Raw genomic sequence first — 18064 nt, forward strand, 5'->3', positions numbered from 1 at the left:
TTTACTTTAATTTGTTTATTAGAATCCGATGTTGACACCTATTACAAAACTCTTCAAAGTGGTAGGTGAACCAAATGTTTTGGTATTATTGTCATAATTTACCAAGTCTGTATCCAAAAAGTCACATGCTTTATAGATATTGAATGGGTTCATGGCTTGAACATATAGCTTCAAATTATTGATACCCAAGTTCTTTAATTGTTGTGGGGTAAAGTTATAACCCAATGAGATATTACGAACTTTGATGTATGAGCCATCCTGATAGTTCATTGCGCTGTTAAAGGCATCGGCTCCTTCACCGTTGGAACCGGGTGAATAGTATTTTGCATTCTCATTTGTACCGGCTACCCAATAGTCTATTTTACGCTGCATATAGCGACCGTCAAGAGTAACAGCTCCCTGTGGAACAGTAAATCCCCAACGTGATAAAATAAAGAAGGATAGCTCAAAATTCTTATAGCTGAAAGTGTTACTCCATCCACCTGTCCAGCGTGGACGTGTGTGACCTACAATTTTTTTATCGTCATTGGCATCTATTGTATCATCATTATTTAAATCTTTCACTTTGATTTGTCCCGGTTTACGTCCGTATTTGGCAGCTTCTTCGGCTTCTTCTGTTTTCCAGATGCCATCATATACCCAGTCGTAATAAACACCGATTTCCTCACCGACAAACCATTTATTGTTCACATCTTCTGTTCTACCATTAGACAATTCGTCGATTCTGTTTCTATCCATTGACCATGTTAAAGTAGTGCTCCACGAAAAATCTTTTGTTTGTATAGGTATTGCATTTACTTGTAGGTCAATGCCATATCCGGATGTTTTACCTACATTGGCATAAGTAGAAACATAGCCCGTTAGTGAAGGAATTGACATTTCCAGTAACAAATCATCAGTTTTCGTTTTGTATGCATCGATACTACCAGTAAGTCGGTTATTAAAGAAACCGTAGTCAACACCGACATTGTATTGTGTAGTTCTTTCCCAGCCTAGAGTTGGATTAGCCATTTTGGCGGGTTCCTTCTGTGAAGGATCTGAAGGTACATAGCCCAAGGATGACTCATTCTGTCCCCAGTTATAGTATAAGCCTGTGATAGCGCCTTTAGTTGCATATGCTTTGATTGCCGCATTACCTGTAACACCCATACCTACACGAAGTTTCAACTGATTCAACCAACTGATGTCTTTCATGAAATCTTCTTGATCCATTCTCCATGCAATAGCTGCAGAGGGGAAACTTGCCCATTTGTGCCCTTCGGCTAATTGAGAGGCACCATCCCAACGCATAGATGCCGTTAACAAGTATTTATCTTTGTAACCATAGTTCAGTCGAACCATATAAGATGCCATCTGAGTTTCGGTTAGTCCAGTACCAAAGGAATTCAATGTACCGGCAGATCCCATATTATACCAAAGCTCATCCGACGAGGCTACATTGGTGGCTCTCATATCTCCCATCTCGTAATGATAGGCAGAAGCGGATTGCATCAATGTCATTCCTAGACTATGCTGACCTAGAGTTTTATTGTAATAGATCAGGTTATCCAATGTCCATGCACGCTTTTGTTCGTTCTTATATTGTGCACCGTTGTTACCATCTCCATTGATGCCATCAGCAGCGTTAGCAACTCCTAGAGTGTAAAATTGAAATTCGGGACCAAACTGAAGACGATAGGATAAACCTTCCAGTGGTTTCCAAATTTTTCCGAAATCAATCTGTGAGTACATGCTGGCAGAAGCACGGAAAGTACGGCGTTGATTGGTATTATAGTCTAATTCCCGGATGGGGTTGATGATATTTACGTCACCGCTTGGATAACGGACATATTCCCCGTTTTCATCGTAAGGCATAGTCCATGGGATCATGCTTCTTAATGCACTATAGAAGTCACCGGAACCAGTTACGGATTTAGAGAAACTATATCCATAGTCTTGAGTAGAATATGATGCGTTAATTGAAGAACCCATTTTGAACCAATCAACAGGAGTTACGTCAAATGATGTCTTTAATGTATAACGTTCATAGGCTTGTCCTGGTTGTGTTCCTTTTTGATCTAGATAGCCGAATGAAGCATAACCTTGGAATTTGTCCGAACCTCCGGAGGCACTTAAGGTATGTTCGTGGGTGATACCCGTCTGTTTGCCGTGAGATGCCCAGTCGTAGGAGCCGACCTTTGAGGGATCATAATTGCCATTTGACCATGCTTGCTCGATATTCTTCCACGAAGCGCTTACACTGCCGAATGCTGCTTTATCTGCTTCAAAAGTTGGAGTGGCCGAAGCATAAGAACCCGCATTGTATTTGGCTAGGCGAGCATAATCCAGCCATTCTGTAGCAGACATCATTTCTGTGACATCATGTAATGTTTCAAAAGTAACAGTACCTGAATAGTTCAGGGTTACTTTTCCCTCTTTTCCTTTTTTAGTAGTTACGAGAATTACACCATTGGCACCACGTGAACCATAAATGGCTGTGGCCGAAGCATCTTTCAAAATGTCAATAGCTTCAATGTCGGAAGGATTGATGTTTTCAATACCTCCATTTTGAATTACCATACCGTCTACGACATACAGTGGTCCTTGCTCTGCATTAATAGAGCGTTGTCCACGAATGTTAATGTTACCGACTTCTCCGGGACGTTGGCTAGATGTAATATCCACACCTGCTGTTTTGCCCTGCATTCCTTCCAATGCATTTCTTACAGGCATTGCTTTCAATTCTTTTTCTCCTACGCGGGCCATAGCGCCAGTTACATCGCTTTTCTTCTGTACACCGTAGCCCACAACTACTACTTCATCCAGCGTTTCAGTATCTTCTTGAAGAGTTATCTTGAAGTTAGTATTTCCTGCTACGGATACTTCTTGCTTTTTGTATCCTATATAAGTGATAGTGATTGTACCTTTAGTTGGTACATTGGAAAGAGAAAACTTGCCATTTAAATCAGTAATTGTACCATTAGTAGTACCATTAACCAGCACACTGGCACCAATAACCGGTTCTCCGGTAAAATCTGTAACCGTACCCGAAATCGTTTTGTTTTGGGCATAGGATTCTACTATTAAAAAGGAGAACAAAGTGAGAAGAAATAGCCGTCGGATAGTATCCTTATAGGCATACAGGTGATTACCTTTTTTGTTGCTTTTCATACTTTAATTATTAAGTTATAAATATTGGTTTATAGATCCTTTATTGTTGATTTATCTTTTTAACCTCTAATGAAGACTCTTTGTTTCTTTTTATATTTTATATGGATATTCCTGTAACGTAGTACTTTATAGAGGTTTAGTTGTATAATATATTGTATGGTATTTCTATATTTACATAGCATATTTATTATAGAGTTAAACAAAAGTTAGATTCTCTTTTTAAACATAACTACCTGCGCATCAAACGACTACATACAGCTAGCAATCAATTGAGGATAAGATTTGAACAATTAGTACCATTAATATCTTTTTTACCTATTATGAGTTATCCGGTATGCGAATCTTTCTTCGTTCCACTATAGTTATCTTTGCGTTTGACTATAGTTATCCGCAAGGGTAACTATAGTGTACTTTGCGGATAACTATAGTGGAACGAAAAAAGGATAGCGATCGGAATGAAATCGATTAGCAAAAGAAGGAACTAAAAATAGCAGTGAAAAACTATCTATACTATAGCAATTGGTCAAGTACGGCACGGAACACCTTATCGGCATGTTCTTGCATAATCTTAATATAATTAAAGATAGGACGGTTATTTTTCATACTGTGTCCGATACAGTATTCTATTTTTTCAATTTGAATGCCTAAATCATATCCGTGTTGTGCAAATGTCTTTCGGGCGGAATAGTAAGTAACCTTTTTCTTTACCCCCGAAAGTTCTGTTACCTTATTTATATGTCGGAAGACTAAACTATATATTTGTTTATAAGATGAATATTTACCAAACTGCAAATGCCCATTTCTCGACATATATTTATCTATGAGCACTTTTGCTTCAGGCTGCAAAGTAAATACAATTTCATTTTCTCCCTTCTTGCTATTACGTGTTTTGTGACGCACATAACGCATATCGTTCTTATTTTTAAAATCATATACTAATAAATCTCTCAGGTTGATACCGCCTAAATAATAGGTAAGCATAAAAATATCTCTCACCATGGATAAAGAAGGCTTTAAAAGCCGGACATCACGTATTCTCTTCAGTTCATCTATTGACAAATCAAGTTCCCGCACATTACTTGCCGGCATCTTAAAGAGGACAAAAGGATGAATGGAGTAAGATACATAATTCATCTTACCGGCATAATTTAATATCACCTTTATCAAAGTCAGATATATTCTGATAGTTGTATCTGCCAGATTCTCCTCGTGAAGAACTTTGGCAAATCCTTGGATATGTATAGGTGTCAATTGAATTAAAGGAAAATCCCCTTTCATATATTTGACTAATCTTTCGGAAGCTATCTTATAAAGTTTATAAGATTTCTCCCGCTCTTCTCCTTTCATGAAATTCATGTATTCTTTTGCAACAGCTTGAAAGGTTATACCTTTTTTCTTTTGTTCATAAGTAATTATACGTATAAGTTCGGTACATGAGATTGCTGGTAAATAGCTGATCGATGTAACAATTTCTTCATACTCATTGATTAGTTTCCGAAGACAGGCATTCATATTCACTGCATTCTCATGCCTTACTACTCGACCATTTTTTAGTTGATTGGCAGAATCCAAAGTAAATTGGGTAGATATATATCTGGTTTGAGAATGATGTGCTACGGCTATCCTTATTCGGTGTCTGCCATTTGATAATTTTTTAGTTGGAACAACTACAATTGAAAAATTCGCCATATCATTTTTAGGTTTATAAATTACTATTTTCCATACAATAAAATAGAAACAAAAAGGTTCATAGTCATTAGGAACTAATCGAAAATCGCTCCTACAACATGGAATATCGTGCAAAAGACGGTATTTTCCATGCATTTGTACGATTCTGCATTGCTATATCTTGATTAAGTCGTTATGTTTGCAACACTTTTTCACAGGTAGAATGTGAAAAATTGCTTTTAAAAAGAGAATCTAACTTTTGTTTAACTTAACAGATATAACTAATGAATATGGAAAACAACAAAAAAAAGGCTTCATTTATTTCAATTGCTGGTTGGAAAAGAATGCAGCCATTGTCTTTTTTACTTTACGACGATTTTACTAATCAACAAAAATATGTTTAACTTTAAAAAACATGGTATGAAAAAAAACTATGTCACAACTGCTGTTGCCTTACTACTTTTAGCAGGATGTAGCAACGATATTAAAGAAACTGATATTCAGTTTACCGGTGATACGGGAGCGAAAGTTTCTTTTAGTGCAGTAATAAACAATCATGAGGCTAGCAATCTTGTTACAAGAGCTACGGAAACAAACTGGGAGGCAGAAGACTCGGTAGGAATCACTTGTGGTACGGAACAAGTGAATATTCATTACAAATACAAGGGCAATGGTCTTTTTGCAGCAAAAGGAGGAAATGCAGAAGAAATTTGGGTATTAGGTTCCGGAGAGTATGATGTAGTGGCATACGCTCCATTTTCTGGTACATCAGGTGAAGAACAACCTGCATTAGAAGTGACTACAGCTAGTGAAAATCAAGCTACAGCAGAAGAACGTGCGAAGATAGATTTTCTTTTTGCCAAAGGGAAGGCTACATCACAAACCCCGAACGTGACATTAGCATTCAATCATGTGATGAGTCGTATTAGATTGGAGTTTCAAGCTGGCGAAGGTGTGGACTTGGCAGATATAACTTGTTATCTTATTGGGCTTAAGAATAATGGTACATTTAATCCTAAAACAGGGGAGACAACAGTCAGTGAAGACCCTGTTACGGATAAAGATGATATTTATTGGGATAAAATAGGAGAGCAGGATAATTATACAGTACAAGCTATTTTACTGCCACAGAAGGTGCAAGGCAAAGTAACTATCCAAGCTAGAATGAACGGTTATCTTTATGAAGCCGAGTTTGCTAACTTGACAGAATTGAAATCAGGATTTTCTTATAATTACATCATCAAGACAAATAAATACGAGGACAATAATTATGTGTTGACAATTACAGAACAAACGCAAATAATAGGATGGGAGGATGAAAACCACGATCCTATAACATCCGACCCGAGTATAGCTGAAACTGGAACAGAGATAACTAATCCTAGTTGGAATATTACAGAAGAAACCGTAACTCCACAGCCTGTTGTGAAGTGATCTGTTTACCAATCTAATATAGATAAAAATGCTAAAAATATAAACATGAGATTTATGAAAATATATAATTATATATCAATGCTTTTTCTGGCTGGCGCAGCCATAGTTGCGTCTTGCTCGCAAAATGAAGAACTCACCGGAGAAACACCGGATTCTTTGCAGGGATTTCAGATTAGTGTGTCTGATGAAGGATTTATGGACGAAAGTGGTAAGACACGTGCTACAGAGAATGGATATACTACCCGATTTTCTAACGGAGATGCTATCGGTATATTTGCGGTAAGAGGAGAAACGGTGGTAGAGGATATCAAGAATCGGAAATTCACACTGACAGATGGCTATTGGGAATTGACTGATGGAGGGGATCCTATTGAATACAAAGGTTCACAATTTCAGCGGATGACTTTTTATGCATACTATCCGTATAATGCGAATGTGACTTTTGATCCGACGAAGGTGGATCCTTTTGAAACATACGTCAACAATTGGAAAATAGGCAGTGAACAAAATGAAGGAAATTATACACAATATGATTTGATGACGAGTACGGGTAGTGTTCAGGGGGATCGTTTGAAAGGACAGATCGCTTTTACTATGCAACATCGGATGGCTCTTGCGGTAGTGAAGATGCCTAATTTGACCTATAGCTTTACAAATGGCGGTATAGATGATTATTTGTTACCATTAACAGCCGGTTCGTTTACAGTGAACAATACTCAAGCAACTCCTTATTATCAGGAAAGTACGGATACATACCGTTTCTTGGTTAATCCGAAGAAGGAATTCTCAATTAAGGGTACTTATTCTGGAGTAAGTGAGATGGAATATGAAGCTAAAGGTACGCTGGAAGGAGGAACGGCGAAAATGTATACCATCGAAGATAAAAGTAAAATCAACCATACTTTGCAGGTAGGAGACTATTTTTGTGCAGATGGAAAAATAGTTTCAGTAGATGCGGAAACGGTGCCGGAGAATGTGATTGGTATTGTATGTTATGTAGGAAATTCACAACCCAGTGTAACACATACTGAACTCTATTCAGCAGAAGTTGATGCTTTGCGTCGCGATTTCCCTGCATGTACGCACGGTATAGTGCTATCTATTAAGAATTCTGTGGTAAAAGATAGTGAACAAAATGATGTTGCTTTGAAAATGTTCCATTCAAGTAAGTCCGGTTATTATTCAGACTGGTTTACTTCAGATGAGAATTGGGCAAACAAGTTTGTAGGTTGTAACACAGAGAAGGATGTTAACAAGAATGATGCTTCATTGGTTTTCCCAGCACTAATGGGATACAATAATACACAGTTACTTACTATGTGTTACGAAGGTATGGGTAGTCCTTCTACTTGCGACCATGCTTATGCGTATATCAAGGCTTATCGTGAAGCGGAAGCTATTCCGGCAAATGTGACTCCTTGGTATTTGCCCTCTATAATGTGTTGGGATACAGTCGCTAAGAATTTGAGTGTTATTAACCGTTGTCTCAAGAATGTAAATGGTGATGAGATGACCTCTGTCGAGTCAGGAACTAACAGTGGACACTATTGGAGTAGCACACAGCGTTCTCCAGCCAACCAATGGACACACGGTATGGCTGGTGGAAGATATCACATAATTTGTGAACGTGATTCGCGTGCCGGTTATTTCCGTATGATGCTTGCATTCTAAAATAATGACGGTATATAAAGTCCGTTAAAATTATACTTATATCATGAACATATACATATATGAATAAGAAAAACTTTATAAAGGGGACAACCTTACCTGTCGCTCTGTTTTTCACTATAGCAACTTTTGCACCTGCATGGGGATTGCAAACAGCTTCGGCAGCCATCGAAGTTGTACAGCAGCAAAGTACTATAAAAGGAACAGTAGTAGATAGCCAAGGCGAACCGATAATTGGAGCAAGTGTACTTGCGGAAGGAACATCTAATGGTACAATTACCGATATTGACGGTGTATTTAGAATAAATGTACGTCCCGGTGCGAAATTGAAAGTATCTTTTATAGGTTATACCGATAAAAAAGTAGTAGCGAAAAATGACATGAAAGTCATTCTGGTAGAGGATGTGACAGCACTTGAAGAGGTGGAAATCGTAGCTTATGGTACGCAGAAGAAAGTGACCATGACAGGAGCTATCGCTAGTGTGAAGGGAGAAGAATTGACCCGTGTATCTGTAGGTTCGGTTTCCAATGTATTAGGAGGGCAGATGACAGGTTTGACTACCGTACAATATTCCGGTGAGCCGGGAGCGGATGCCGCTGAAATTTTTATTCGTGGTAAAGCTACTTGGGAAAATTCTTCACCGTTAATTCAGGTAGACGGTGTGGATCGTGAAAGTATGAGTGATATCGACCCGAATGAAATTGAATCCATTTCTATCTTGAAAGATGCTTCGGCAACAGCCGTATTTGGTATTCGTGGAGCAAATGGGGTCATTTTGATTACAACTAAACGAGGAAAGGAAGGAAAGGCGAAAATTTCGTTTACTACTTCTGCTTCTGTATTGATGCCTACAAAAATGGTAGAACAGGCAAGTTCCTATGACTATGCCCGTTTTCATAATCAAATGATGTCCGGTGATGGCAAATCTGCCTTATTTAGTGATGGCGTGATTCAAAAATTTGCAGATGGTTCCGATCCTATTCGTTTCCCAAATATACAATGGGCTGACTATATTATGAAAAGCTCTACGCTTCAGAGCCAGCATAATCTGAACATCTCGGGAGGAACAGATAAAGTACGTTATTTCATCTCTGCAGGTGCTTATACGCAAGGAGGACTTTTTAGTGAGTTTGATCTTCCTTATAATTTAAGCTATCAGTACCGTCGGTTTAACTATCGTACAAACTTGGATATGGATGTCACTAAAACGACTACTTTGTCATTCAATATTAGTGGTAATGTGAATAATTCAGATCAACCGCGTACGAGTCAGGGATCTTCCGGATTGATTAAAAATATGTATTATGCTACTCCTTTCTCCAGTCCGGGAATCATAGATGGAAAATTGGTAAATTCGAGCGATGAGACTTATTCAGACGGACTGAAATTACCATTTACAGGAGGTACAGGTATGGGATATTATGGAAATGGGTTCAGCCAGACCAGCAACAATTCGCTGAATGTGGATGTGATTCTGGATCAAAAAATGGACTTCTTGACTAAAGGACTTTCTTTTAAAGTGAAGGGATCTTATAACAGCTCGTTTACAGTTAATAAAGTCGGTTCTGGTGGGTCTATTGCTACATACACTCCTGTATTGATGGATGACGGTAGTATTGCTTATCGTAAGTTTGGAGAGAATACAGATGTGAAGTATTCGTATACTACAGGCAAAGCACGTAATTGGTATATGGAAGCCAGCTTTAATTATAATCGTACTTTTGGTGATCATACGGTGACAGCCTTAGTTTTGTATAATCAACAGAAAGAGTATTATCCGAAATTATATTCGGACATTCCTCATGGATATGTCGGATTAGTCGGACGTGTCACTTATGATTGGAAGAGCCGCTATATGGCAGAGTTTAATGTGGGTTATAACGGTTCGGAAAACTTTGCGTCCGATTTGCGCTTTTCTTATTTCCCGGCTGGTTCTATAGGTTGGGTGATGAGTGAAGAGAAGTTTTTCCGTCCTTTGAAGTCGGTGGTTAGCTTCTTGAAATTACGTGCCAGTGTCGGTTTGGTAGGTAACGATAATATTGGAGGATCGCGGTTTATGTATATGGCTGATCCATATAATGTCGGTTTAGGTGACTTGGCAAATCGTGTAACGGCAAGTGGAGGAGCAACTAACGCCTGGGGATATGGATTCGGAACAGATAATGGTACTGTTAGTCTGGGTGCGCGTGAGGTAGCTAAGAATAACCCTGCTGTGACATGGGAAAAAGCTCTGAAACGGAACTATGGTGTTGATATTAACTTCCTTGATGACCGTCTGAAAACAACCTTTGAATATTATAAAGAACGTCGTAATGACATCCTTTTGCGTGACGGTACAGCTCCGGGAATGTTAGGGTTCATTACTCCCTATTCAAATTTAGGAAGTGTAGACAGTTGGGGCTGGGAACTTTCTTTAAAATGGAACGATAAGATTGGCGATAATTTCCGTTATTGGGCGGGTATTAACCTTTCTTATAATCAGAATGAGATTCTTGAAAAGAAGGAAGCACCGCAGAATAATTTATATCAATATCAGAAGGGACACCGTATCGGTTCGCGTAGTCAATATGTTTTCTGGCGCTTCTATGATGAGGATACACCTGCGCTATATGAGCAGACATTTAATCGTCCGTTCCCCACTCACGAGAGTATTCTTCAAAATGGAGATGCAGTATATGTTGACTTGAATGGTGACCGTAAGATTGATGCAAATGATGCAAGTTATGACTATGGCTTTACAGACGATCCTGAATATATGCTAGGTATTAATTTAGGATTCAGTTGGAAGAATCTGGAAATAAGTACTCAATGGACAGGGGCCTGGAATGTAAGTCGTATGATTTCGGATGTATTTCGTCAACCGTTTTATTCATCTTCCAATAGCGAGCAGGGAGGATTGTTGGCATACCATCTGGATCATACATGGACACCGGAAAATCCGTCACAATCTTCGGAGTATCCGAGAGCTACCATTGATAATGCAAAGAATAATTATGCTACTTCCACTTTATATGAGAAAGATGCCAAATACTTGCGTTTGAAAACTCTTCAGGTGGCATACAATTTTCACTTCCCATTAATGAAGAAACTTGGACTGAATACATGTCAGTTGGCTTTTGCAGGATATAATTTGTGGACGATTACACCTTATTTGTGGGGTGATCCGGAGGCAAGAGCTACTAATGCACCTTCTTATCCATTGTCCAAGACTTATACGTTGAGCTTGAAATTAGGATTCTAAAATAGATAAAGGAAAGATACAATGAAATTACAAAATAAATGGTTCATCGGTGCGATGTTGGGAGCGGCGGTTTGTTTGGTTTCCACTTCATGTGTGGACGAAATTAAATTCGGAAACTCTTTTTTGGATAAGGCACCGGGCGGAAATGCTACTATTGACACAGTGTTCAATAGTGCGGAATATACGCGCCAATTTTTGAATACCTGTTACAGTAGACAGTATTACGGATTACCTTATAATACGGACAGTAACGGTAATATTCCTGATTCTTCCAGTCCTTATTTAGGAAAGAAGGATGCGCTAACAGACTGCTGGTCACTTTATTTTAGTGACGCAACTGTATATCAGCAGTATTATTTGGGTTCTCTCAATGCCAACTATGGCACGCGTGGTAATATTTTCCCATATACACGGGAAATGGTATGGGAAGTAGTGCGCTGGTGCTGGTTGTTAATGGAAAATATAGATAGAGTGCCGGGCATGGATAGCACTGAAAAAACTCAGTTGGTGGCAGAAGCTAAATGCCTGATTGCGGCACGCTATTTTGATATGTTCCGTCATTATGGAGGTCTTCCATTGTTATATGCTTCATTCACCGGTACGGAGTCAGGTTATGAAATCCCCCGTGCTACGGTAGAGGAGACTGTTAACTACATGATAAAGATGTTGGATGATGCTATCAATTCCGGTGGATTGGTGTGGGCTTATGCTGATGCCGATCTTGCCAGCAAGGCCGGACACTGGACAAAGGCCGGTGCGATGGCATTGAAATGCAAAATCTGGCAATTTGCCGCTTCTCCGTTGTTTAACGATGTCAACGGATATGCAGGAGGAAACTCAGAGGCTGAACAGCAGCATCTGGTATGGTACGGCGGCTACCATGCGGAACTTTGGGATAACTGTTTGAAGGCTTGTGAAGCATTCTTTAAAGAGCTGGAGAGTCAAGGCGGATATAGCCTGAATAAGGCTTCGGAAGAAACACCGGAACAGTATCGGCAGGCATATCGTATGGGATATATTCGTCAGAACAGCAAGGAGGTCTTGCATTCTGTCCGCACGAATATGTCGGACGCTTTCAACTCAAGTTCTTATATGTGGCATTCCTGGGCTGTTCCGTCACTTTGTCGTACCGAATATCCGCCTACACAGGAATATGTGGAGATGTTCCCATGGGCCGACGGTACTCCGTTTGACTGGAAAAAGACGGAAACAGAAGGTAAGTTGGATGCAATGTTCCTGACCGGAACATTCAAAAATGGAGAACAACTATTGTCGGAAATCGTATTAACCCGTGATCCTCGTCTGTATGAGCATTGCATGGTAAACGGATTGCCGAAGATGTTAGACTGGAGTGCAGGAACAATGTCCGGTTTACCTTATGAATTGTGGGTCGGAGGATACGATGAAGGACAAAATGCTGCACTTGAATCAGGTAACTATGCGACTGGTTATAAAAATATGAAATATTATTTGGGAACAGAGTACCAACGTCAGTATACGCATTGGGTATATCTTCGTTTATCTGACATTTATTTAACTTATGCAGAGGCCTTGCTTCAAGCCAAGAATGATCACCGGGGTGCTATTGACCAAATGAATATAGTACGTGCCCGCGTAGGATTGAAGAAAGATTTGGCGGAGTGTGTTACAGATAAGAATTTACTTTCTGACAAAGCAGCCTTATTGGAAGAATTGCTGTGCGAGCGTGTTCGGGAATTGGGGCTTGAAGATAGCCGTTACTTTGATCTTGTCCGTTACAAGCGTGCCGATCGTTTCGAGAAGCGCCTGCACGGGTTGCTCGCCTATCGTTTGGATGATACCGGTAATCGTATAACGGGAAATGCTAAATGGAATGAAGGAGATAAGAACAAGGGGGCATTGCAGCCTACTCGTTTTGAATATGAAAGGTTTGAGTTATCCAAGCCGGTCCGTCGGTGGTGGACATACGGATTTGATCCCAAATGGTATCTTTCTCCATTCCCGCAAACGGAAATTAACAAAGGATATGGATTGATTCAGAATCCGGGTTGGTAATGTGAGACAGCGAAATAGATTAAAACAATATTGAATATTGATTTATATGAGAAAAAATAAGATTCTGATACTGGCTTTACTGGTTTGTTTGAGCATTCCGGTCAGAGCACAGAATACAGACAACAACATTATAGGTATTGTTGTTGATAAATCGGGAAACCCAGTCTATGGAGCGTCCGTTAATGTGGAAGGTGGCGCAGTGGAGACCCGGGTTGAAACTGATAAAGATGGTAAATTCGAGATTGCGGTCGAGAAAGGACAACGTTTGAGTGTCGTTTCTGTCGACAAAGGCTCTACCACAGTTGTGGCAAAGACTGATGGTCCGATGACTATTGTGATGGGATATGCAGCTCAGACTATTGATGTGGGAGCTAACCGGACATTCAGTCGTCATGAATCAACAGCAGCTGTTTCTACCACCTATAACGAAGAGTTTAATAAGCGGTCTTCCCGGAATATATCCAATTCTTTATATGGATATGGATTGGGCCTTACTACTTTGCAGAATGCGGCCAGTACCGGGTTAATGGCAGATCCTACCTTTTATGTACGTGGTTTGCAGAGCTTGTCAAGTAGTACACCGCTTGTGCTGGTTGACGGTTTGGAACGAGACATGAGCTTGGTGAGCCCAGAAGAAGTAGAATCCGTTTCCATCCTGAAAGATGCCGCGGCTGTGGCATTGTACGGATACAAAGGGGTGAACGGTGCGATCTTGATTACTACAAAGCGTGGTAAGTACAAAACAAAAGAGATAACTTTTACGTATGATCATATCATTAACACTCAGTCTCGACGTCCGGAATTTGTAGATGCAGCTACGTATGCTTCTGCAGTGAATGAAGCGCGTGGATATGAAGGTTTGGGAGCTCGGTATACTCCGGAAGAAGTCGATGCTTTCCGTAATGGAGTAGGTAGTGGAGGGGCTTCCCGTATGTACCCTTATCTCTATCCTAATGTGAACTGGATTGATGAAACCTTTAAAGACAGAGGAGTTTCTAATAAATATACGATCGAATTCCGTGGGGGAGGAGCAAAGTTCCGCTACTATACTATGGCGAATTTATTAACAGACAAAGGGTTTATCAAAACCCCGAATGCAAATGACGGATATTCTACACAGAATATGTATTCACGTGCTAATTTGCGTACAAATCTGGATATTGATTTAACCGCCACTACCAAATTGAAGTTGAATCTTCTCGGTACCTTGTCCGAATCTCGGATTCCGGGGGCTTCGGTTAACCTATGGGATATGATTTATTCGATTCCTTCTGCAGCTTTTCCGGTTCGTACGGAAGATGACAGTTGGGGAGGAAGTACTACTTGGGCGGGAACATCGAATCCTGTCGCACAATCGCAGGGAGCTGCTTATTCTAAAGGACACTCTCGCAGTTTGTTTGCCGACCTTACCTTGTCACAAGATTTATCTGGTTTGCTGAAAGGATTGGGAGCAAACTTTCGTTTAGCTTATGACAACTATTCCAATATTCTGGAAGACCATAGCAAGACTTATACGTATGCCGGTTATGCAACAAGCTGGACAACTAACGGTCCGTTTTATACTGCCATTTCAGGTGGCGAATCCAGTGAAATGGGTTCGGGTGCAGGTATTGACAACTGGGCGCGCCAATTTAACTTTGCAGGTAGTGTCGATTACAATCGCTCGTTTCGGAAGTGGGATGTGTATTCTCAATTCAAATGGGATTATGAGTATCGTGATTCATACGGATTGAACACTACTATTTATCGGCAAAATGTATCCTGGTATAATCATGTAGGTTTCTCTAATCGCTATTATTTGGATCTGGCATTGGTTGGCTCGGCCTCCAGTTTATTGGCACCGGGGCATAAATGGGCTTTCTCGCCTACCATTTCTGCTGCTTGGGTGCTTTCGGAAGAAAAATGGTTGAAAGATGTGTCTTGGGTGAACTTCCTGAAATTGCGCGCTTCGTTTGGAGTGATCAATGTTGATTATCTGCCTAAAGACGGAAGTACTACCGTATATGACTATTGGGATCAGATTTATACGACTACCGGTACGCAATATAAGTTTAACAGTAGTTACGACTCTGAATTCGGAAGTACTATTATCGGGCGCCTGGCAACTGCTAATTCGACACATGAGAAAGCGTATAAATACAATGTTGGTGTTGATGCCGTGTTGTTCAATGGACTGGACGTGACGGCAGAAGGCTATTACCAACGGAGAAAAGATATTTGGGTCTCTTCCGAAGGAAAATATACCGATGTGTTGGGCGTAGATGCTCCGTTCGAGAATGCCGGAATCGTTGATAGCTATGGCGTGGAACTAGGACTTAACTATACGAAACGGTTAGGAGATGTAGTGTTCAACCTTGGCGGTAATTTTGCTTGGAATAAGAATGAAATTAAGGAACAACTGGAAGAACCGCGTTTGTATAAGAATCTTGTGCAAACAGGAAATCGGTTGGGACAAGTATATGGAATGGTAGCTGAAGGTTTCTTCAAAGATAAAGAAGATATAGCAAACAGCCTTCCGCAAAACTTTAGTACGGTAGTGCCGGGAGACATAAAATATAAAGATGTGAATGGAGACGGAATCATTGATGCCAATGATAAAACAGCTATCGGTTATAGTACGACGGCTCCGGAAATTTATTATTCTTTCCATTTGGGAGCCGAATGGAAAGGGATTGGAGTAGATGTAATGTTTCAGGGAACAGGTAACTATTCTGCTGTCTTGAATACGAAGAGTATGTTTTGGCCGTTGATAAATAATACGACACTTTCTACTCATTATTATGAGAATCGTTGGACACCGGAAAATCAAAATGCCAAATATCCTCGTTTGAGTTCACAGAGTAATGCCAATAACTATCAGGCTAATACAGTTTGGTTGGCGGACCGGTCATTCTTGAAGTTACGTAACGCGGAGGTGTATTACAGATTTCCGGAAGAATGGATGAAGAAGACTAAGATATTGGGGAGTGCCAAGTTATATGTCAGAGGAACAGACTTGTTCTGTTCAGATCATATTGATGTGACAGATCCGGAATGTTATGGTGTAGCGACTCCGCTGAATAAGAGTGTAGTAGTCGGTGTTACGATTGGTTTTTAATCATAAAAACAAAGCGAAAGAATGAAACTGAAAAACATTATCTACGGAATGATGTGTGTAGCCGCACTCGGTTCCTGCTCAGATAAGATGGAATATCATGAGTACAATAATTATGATGAGGATTTTGTGAAGCTCAACTTCGGTAATGTAGGAGGGCTGATAACAAATATCTATTTGTCCATGGATGTGGACTTTGGAAACTATAGCGGGGCAATTCTTGGTTCTGCTACCGATGAGTCCGAATATGCTTATTCGGGAAATCAGATTGAAGACTTTTACAATGGTTCTTGGAGTCCGTCGAATGCTAAAAGTAGCATGTGGACGTCCTGTTATGAAGGGATAGCCAATTGTAATTTATATCTGGAGAAGTTTACCGGACTGACATTTCCCGAGTTGGCTTTGAACAGTGATTATGCACAACAGATGTTCCGCTATACCAATTACCAGTATGAGGTACGTTTCCTTCGTGCATATTTCTACTTTAACTTGGTACGGCAATATGGAGATGTGCCGTTTAGCGACCATATATTAACAGCCGAAGAATCGAATACGTTATCGCGCAGACCGGCACAGGAGATTTTTGATTATATCATAGCCGAATGTGATGATATTAAAGATAAGATTATCGTCGATTACAGTAAACTGGGAGATATGGCATTGCCTAGTAGTCCGGCGGAAACAGGACGTGCCAACCGTAAAACGGTATTGGCCTTGAAAGCTCGTGCAGCATTGTATGCGGCAAGTCCTTTATTTAATCCGACTGATAATAGAGAACTGTGGTATCGTGCAGCTAAAGCCAATAAGGAAATTTTAGATGACAGTAATGGGTTTGCTGAAAAGGCAAAACTCTTAGTGGAGGATTATTCATCACTTTGGAGCAAGGACAATTACAATGACGCTACTAATGAATTGATTTTTCTCCGTCGTGCCACTACTACCACTAATTCTTTTGAGGGATATAACTTCCCGGTAGGGTTGGAAAATTGTAAAGGTGGAAACTGTCCCACACAGACACTGGTGGATGCGTATGAGATGAAGGATACAGGGTTGCGTCCGGACGAGTTGGATAACTATGATCCTGCTAATCCTTATTATACCAACCGCGACCCTCGTTTCTATCTGACTATTGCCAAGAATGGGGACGAAAAGTGGCCTAACTGGAATACTGTTCCTCTGCAAACCTATCAGGGCGGACTAAATGCGGAGCCTTTGAGTGGCGGAACTCCGACTGGCTATTATCTGAAGAAGTATTGTCAGACGGCAGTAGACTTACGTGCCGGTACAGCTTCAAAGACCTATCATTCATGGATTACATTCCGTTTTGGAGAGTTCTATTTGAATTATGCGGAAGCTGTATATAAGTATCTGGGTAGTCCGTATGCAACGGATAATGAATTTACAACTTCGGCTGTGGATGCTATCAAAGTAGTTCGTACGCGTGCCGAGATGCCCGGATTCCCTCAAGGGATGACCAATGATGCTTTCTGGAAGAAATATCAGAATGAACGTATGGTAGAATTGGCCTTTGAAGGACATCGTTTTTGGGATGTACGTCGTTGGAAGGAGGGTGACAAACATTTCAAAAACATTGTTGAAATGAAAATTACGAAAAATGGGGATGATACTTATACGTATGAGCGTAAGGTAAAAGAAAGAAGTTGGGATGATAAGATGTATTTCTTCCCGATTCCTCAGAGTGAAAAATCGAAAAATCCTAATTTGGAGCAGAATCCGGGTTGGTAACTTAACCGGAATACTGATGAATAGAAAT

Annotated in this window: 8 protein-coding genes; 6 read left to right on the forward strand and 2 right to left on the reverse strand. The window is 40.2% G+C overall.

Translation table 11 applies throughout. The annotated features are described in order from the left end of the window. Positions 1-18 precede the first annotated feature (18 nt). Entirely contained in the window at positions 19-3150 is a 3132-nt protein-coding gene (locus KSX81_RS17335) for a SusC/RagA family TonB-linked outer membrane protein (protein ID WP_211480716.1), read from the reverse strand. 510 nt (positions 3151-3660) lie between these two features. After that, entirely contained in the window at positions 3661-4839 is a 1179-nt protein-coding gene (locus KSX81_RS17340) for a tyrosine-type recombinase/integrase (RefSeq protein WP_211480715.1), read from the reverse strand. Between the two features lie 399 nt (positions 4840-5238). Here KSX81_RS17340 and KSX81_RS17345 point away from each other — a divergent pair, with 399 nt between their 5' ends. From KSX81_RS17345 to KSX81_RS17370, 6 genes are read left to right on the forward strand one after another with little or no spacing between them, the layout of a single operon-like run. Next, positions 5239-6252 (forward strand): fimbrillin family protein, encoded by a 1014-nt coding sequence (locus KSX81_RS17345; protein WP_157452186.1) that lies wholly within the window; start codon positions 5239-5241, stop codon positions 6250-6252. 45 nt (positions 6253-6297) lie between these two features. Continuing rightward, a complete protein-coding gene (locus tag KSX81_RS17350; RefSeq protein WP_004301565.1) occupies positions 6298-7923 on the forward strand; it encodes a fimbrillin family protein in 1626 nt (541 codons plus the stop codon). A gap of 59 nt (positions 7924-7982) precedes the next feature. Then, positions 7983-11162: a SusC/RagA family TonB-linked outer membrane protein gene (locus KSX81_RS17355; RefSeq protein ID WP_004301566.1), complete on the forward strand. Its 3180-nt coding sequence runs from the start codon at positions 7983-7985 to the stop codon at positions 11160-11162. A gap of 21 nt (positions 11163-11183) precedes the next feature. After that, entirely contained in the window at positions 11184-13196 is a 2013-nt protein-coding gene (locus KSX81_RS17360; RefSeq protein ID WP_004301567.1) for a RagB/SusD family nutrient uptake outer membrane protein, read from the forward strand. Between the two features lie 46 nt (positions 13197-13242). Continuing rightward, a complete protein-coding gene (locus KSX81_RS17365) occupies positions 13243-16293 on the forward strand; it encodes a SusC/RagA family TonB-linked outer membrane protein (protein WP_055234858.1) in 3051 nt (1016 codons plus the stop codon). 21 nt (positions 16294-16314) lie between these two features. Further along, positions 16315-18036, forward strand: coding sequence for a RagB/SusD family nutrient uptake outer membrane protein (locus KSX81_RS17370; protein ID WP_004301569.1), 1722 nt, complete (start codon positions 16315-16317; stop codon positions 18034-18036). Positions 18037-18064 lie beyond the last annotated feature (28 nt).

It is taken from the genome of Bacteroides sp. MSK.18.37, from assembly GCF_019129155.2.
Taxonomy (GTDB): domain Bacteria; phylum Bacteroidota; class Bacteroidia; order Bacteroidales; family Bacteroidaceae; genus Bacteroides; species Bacteroides ovatus.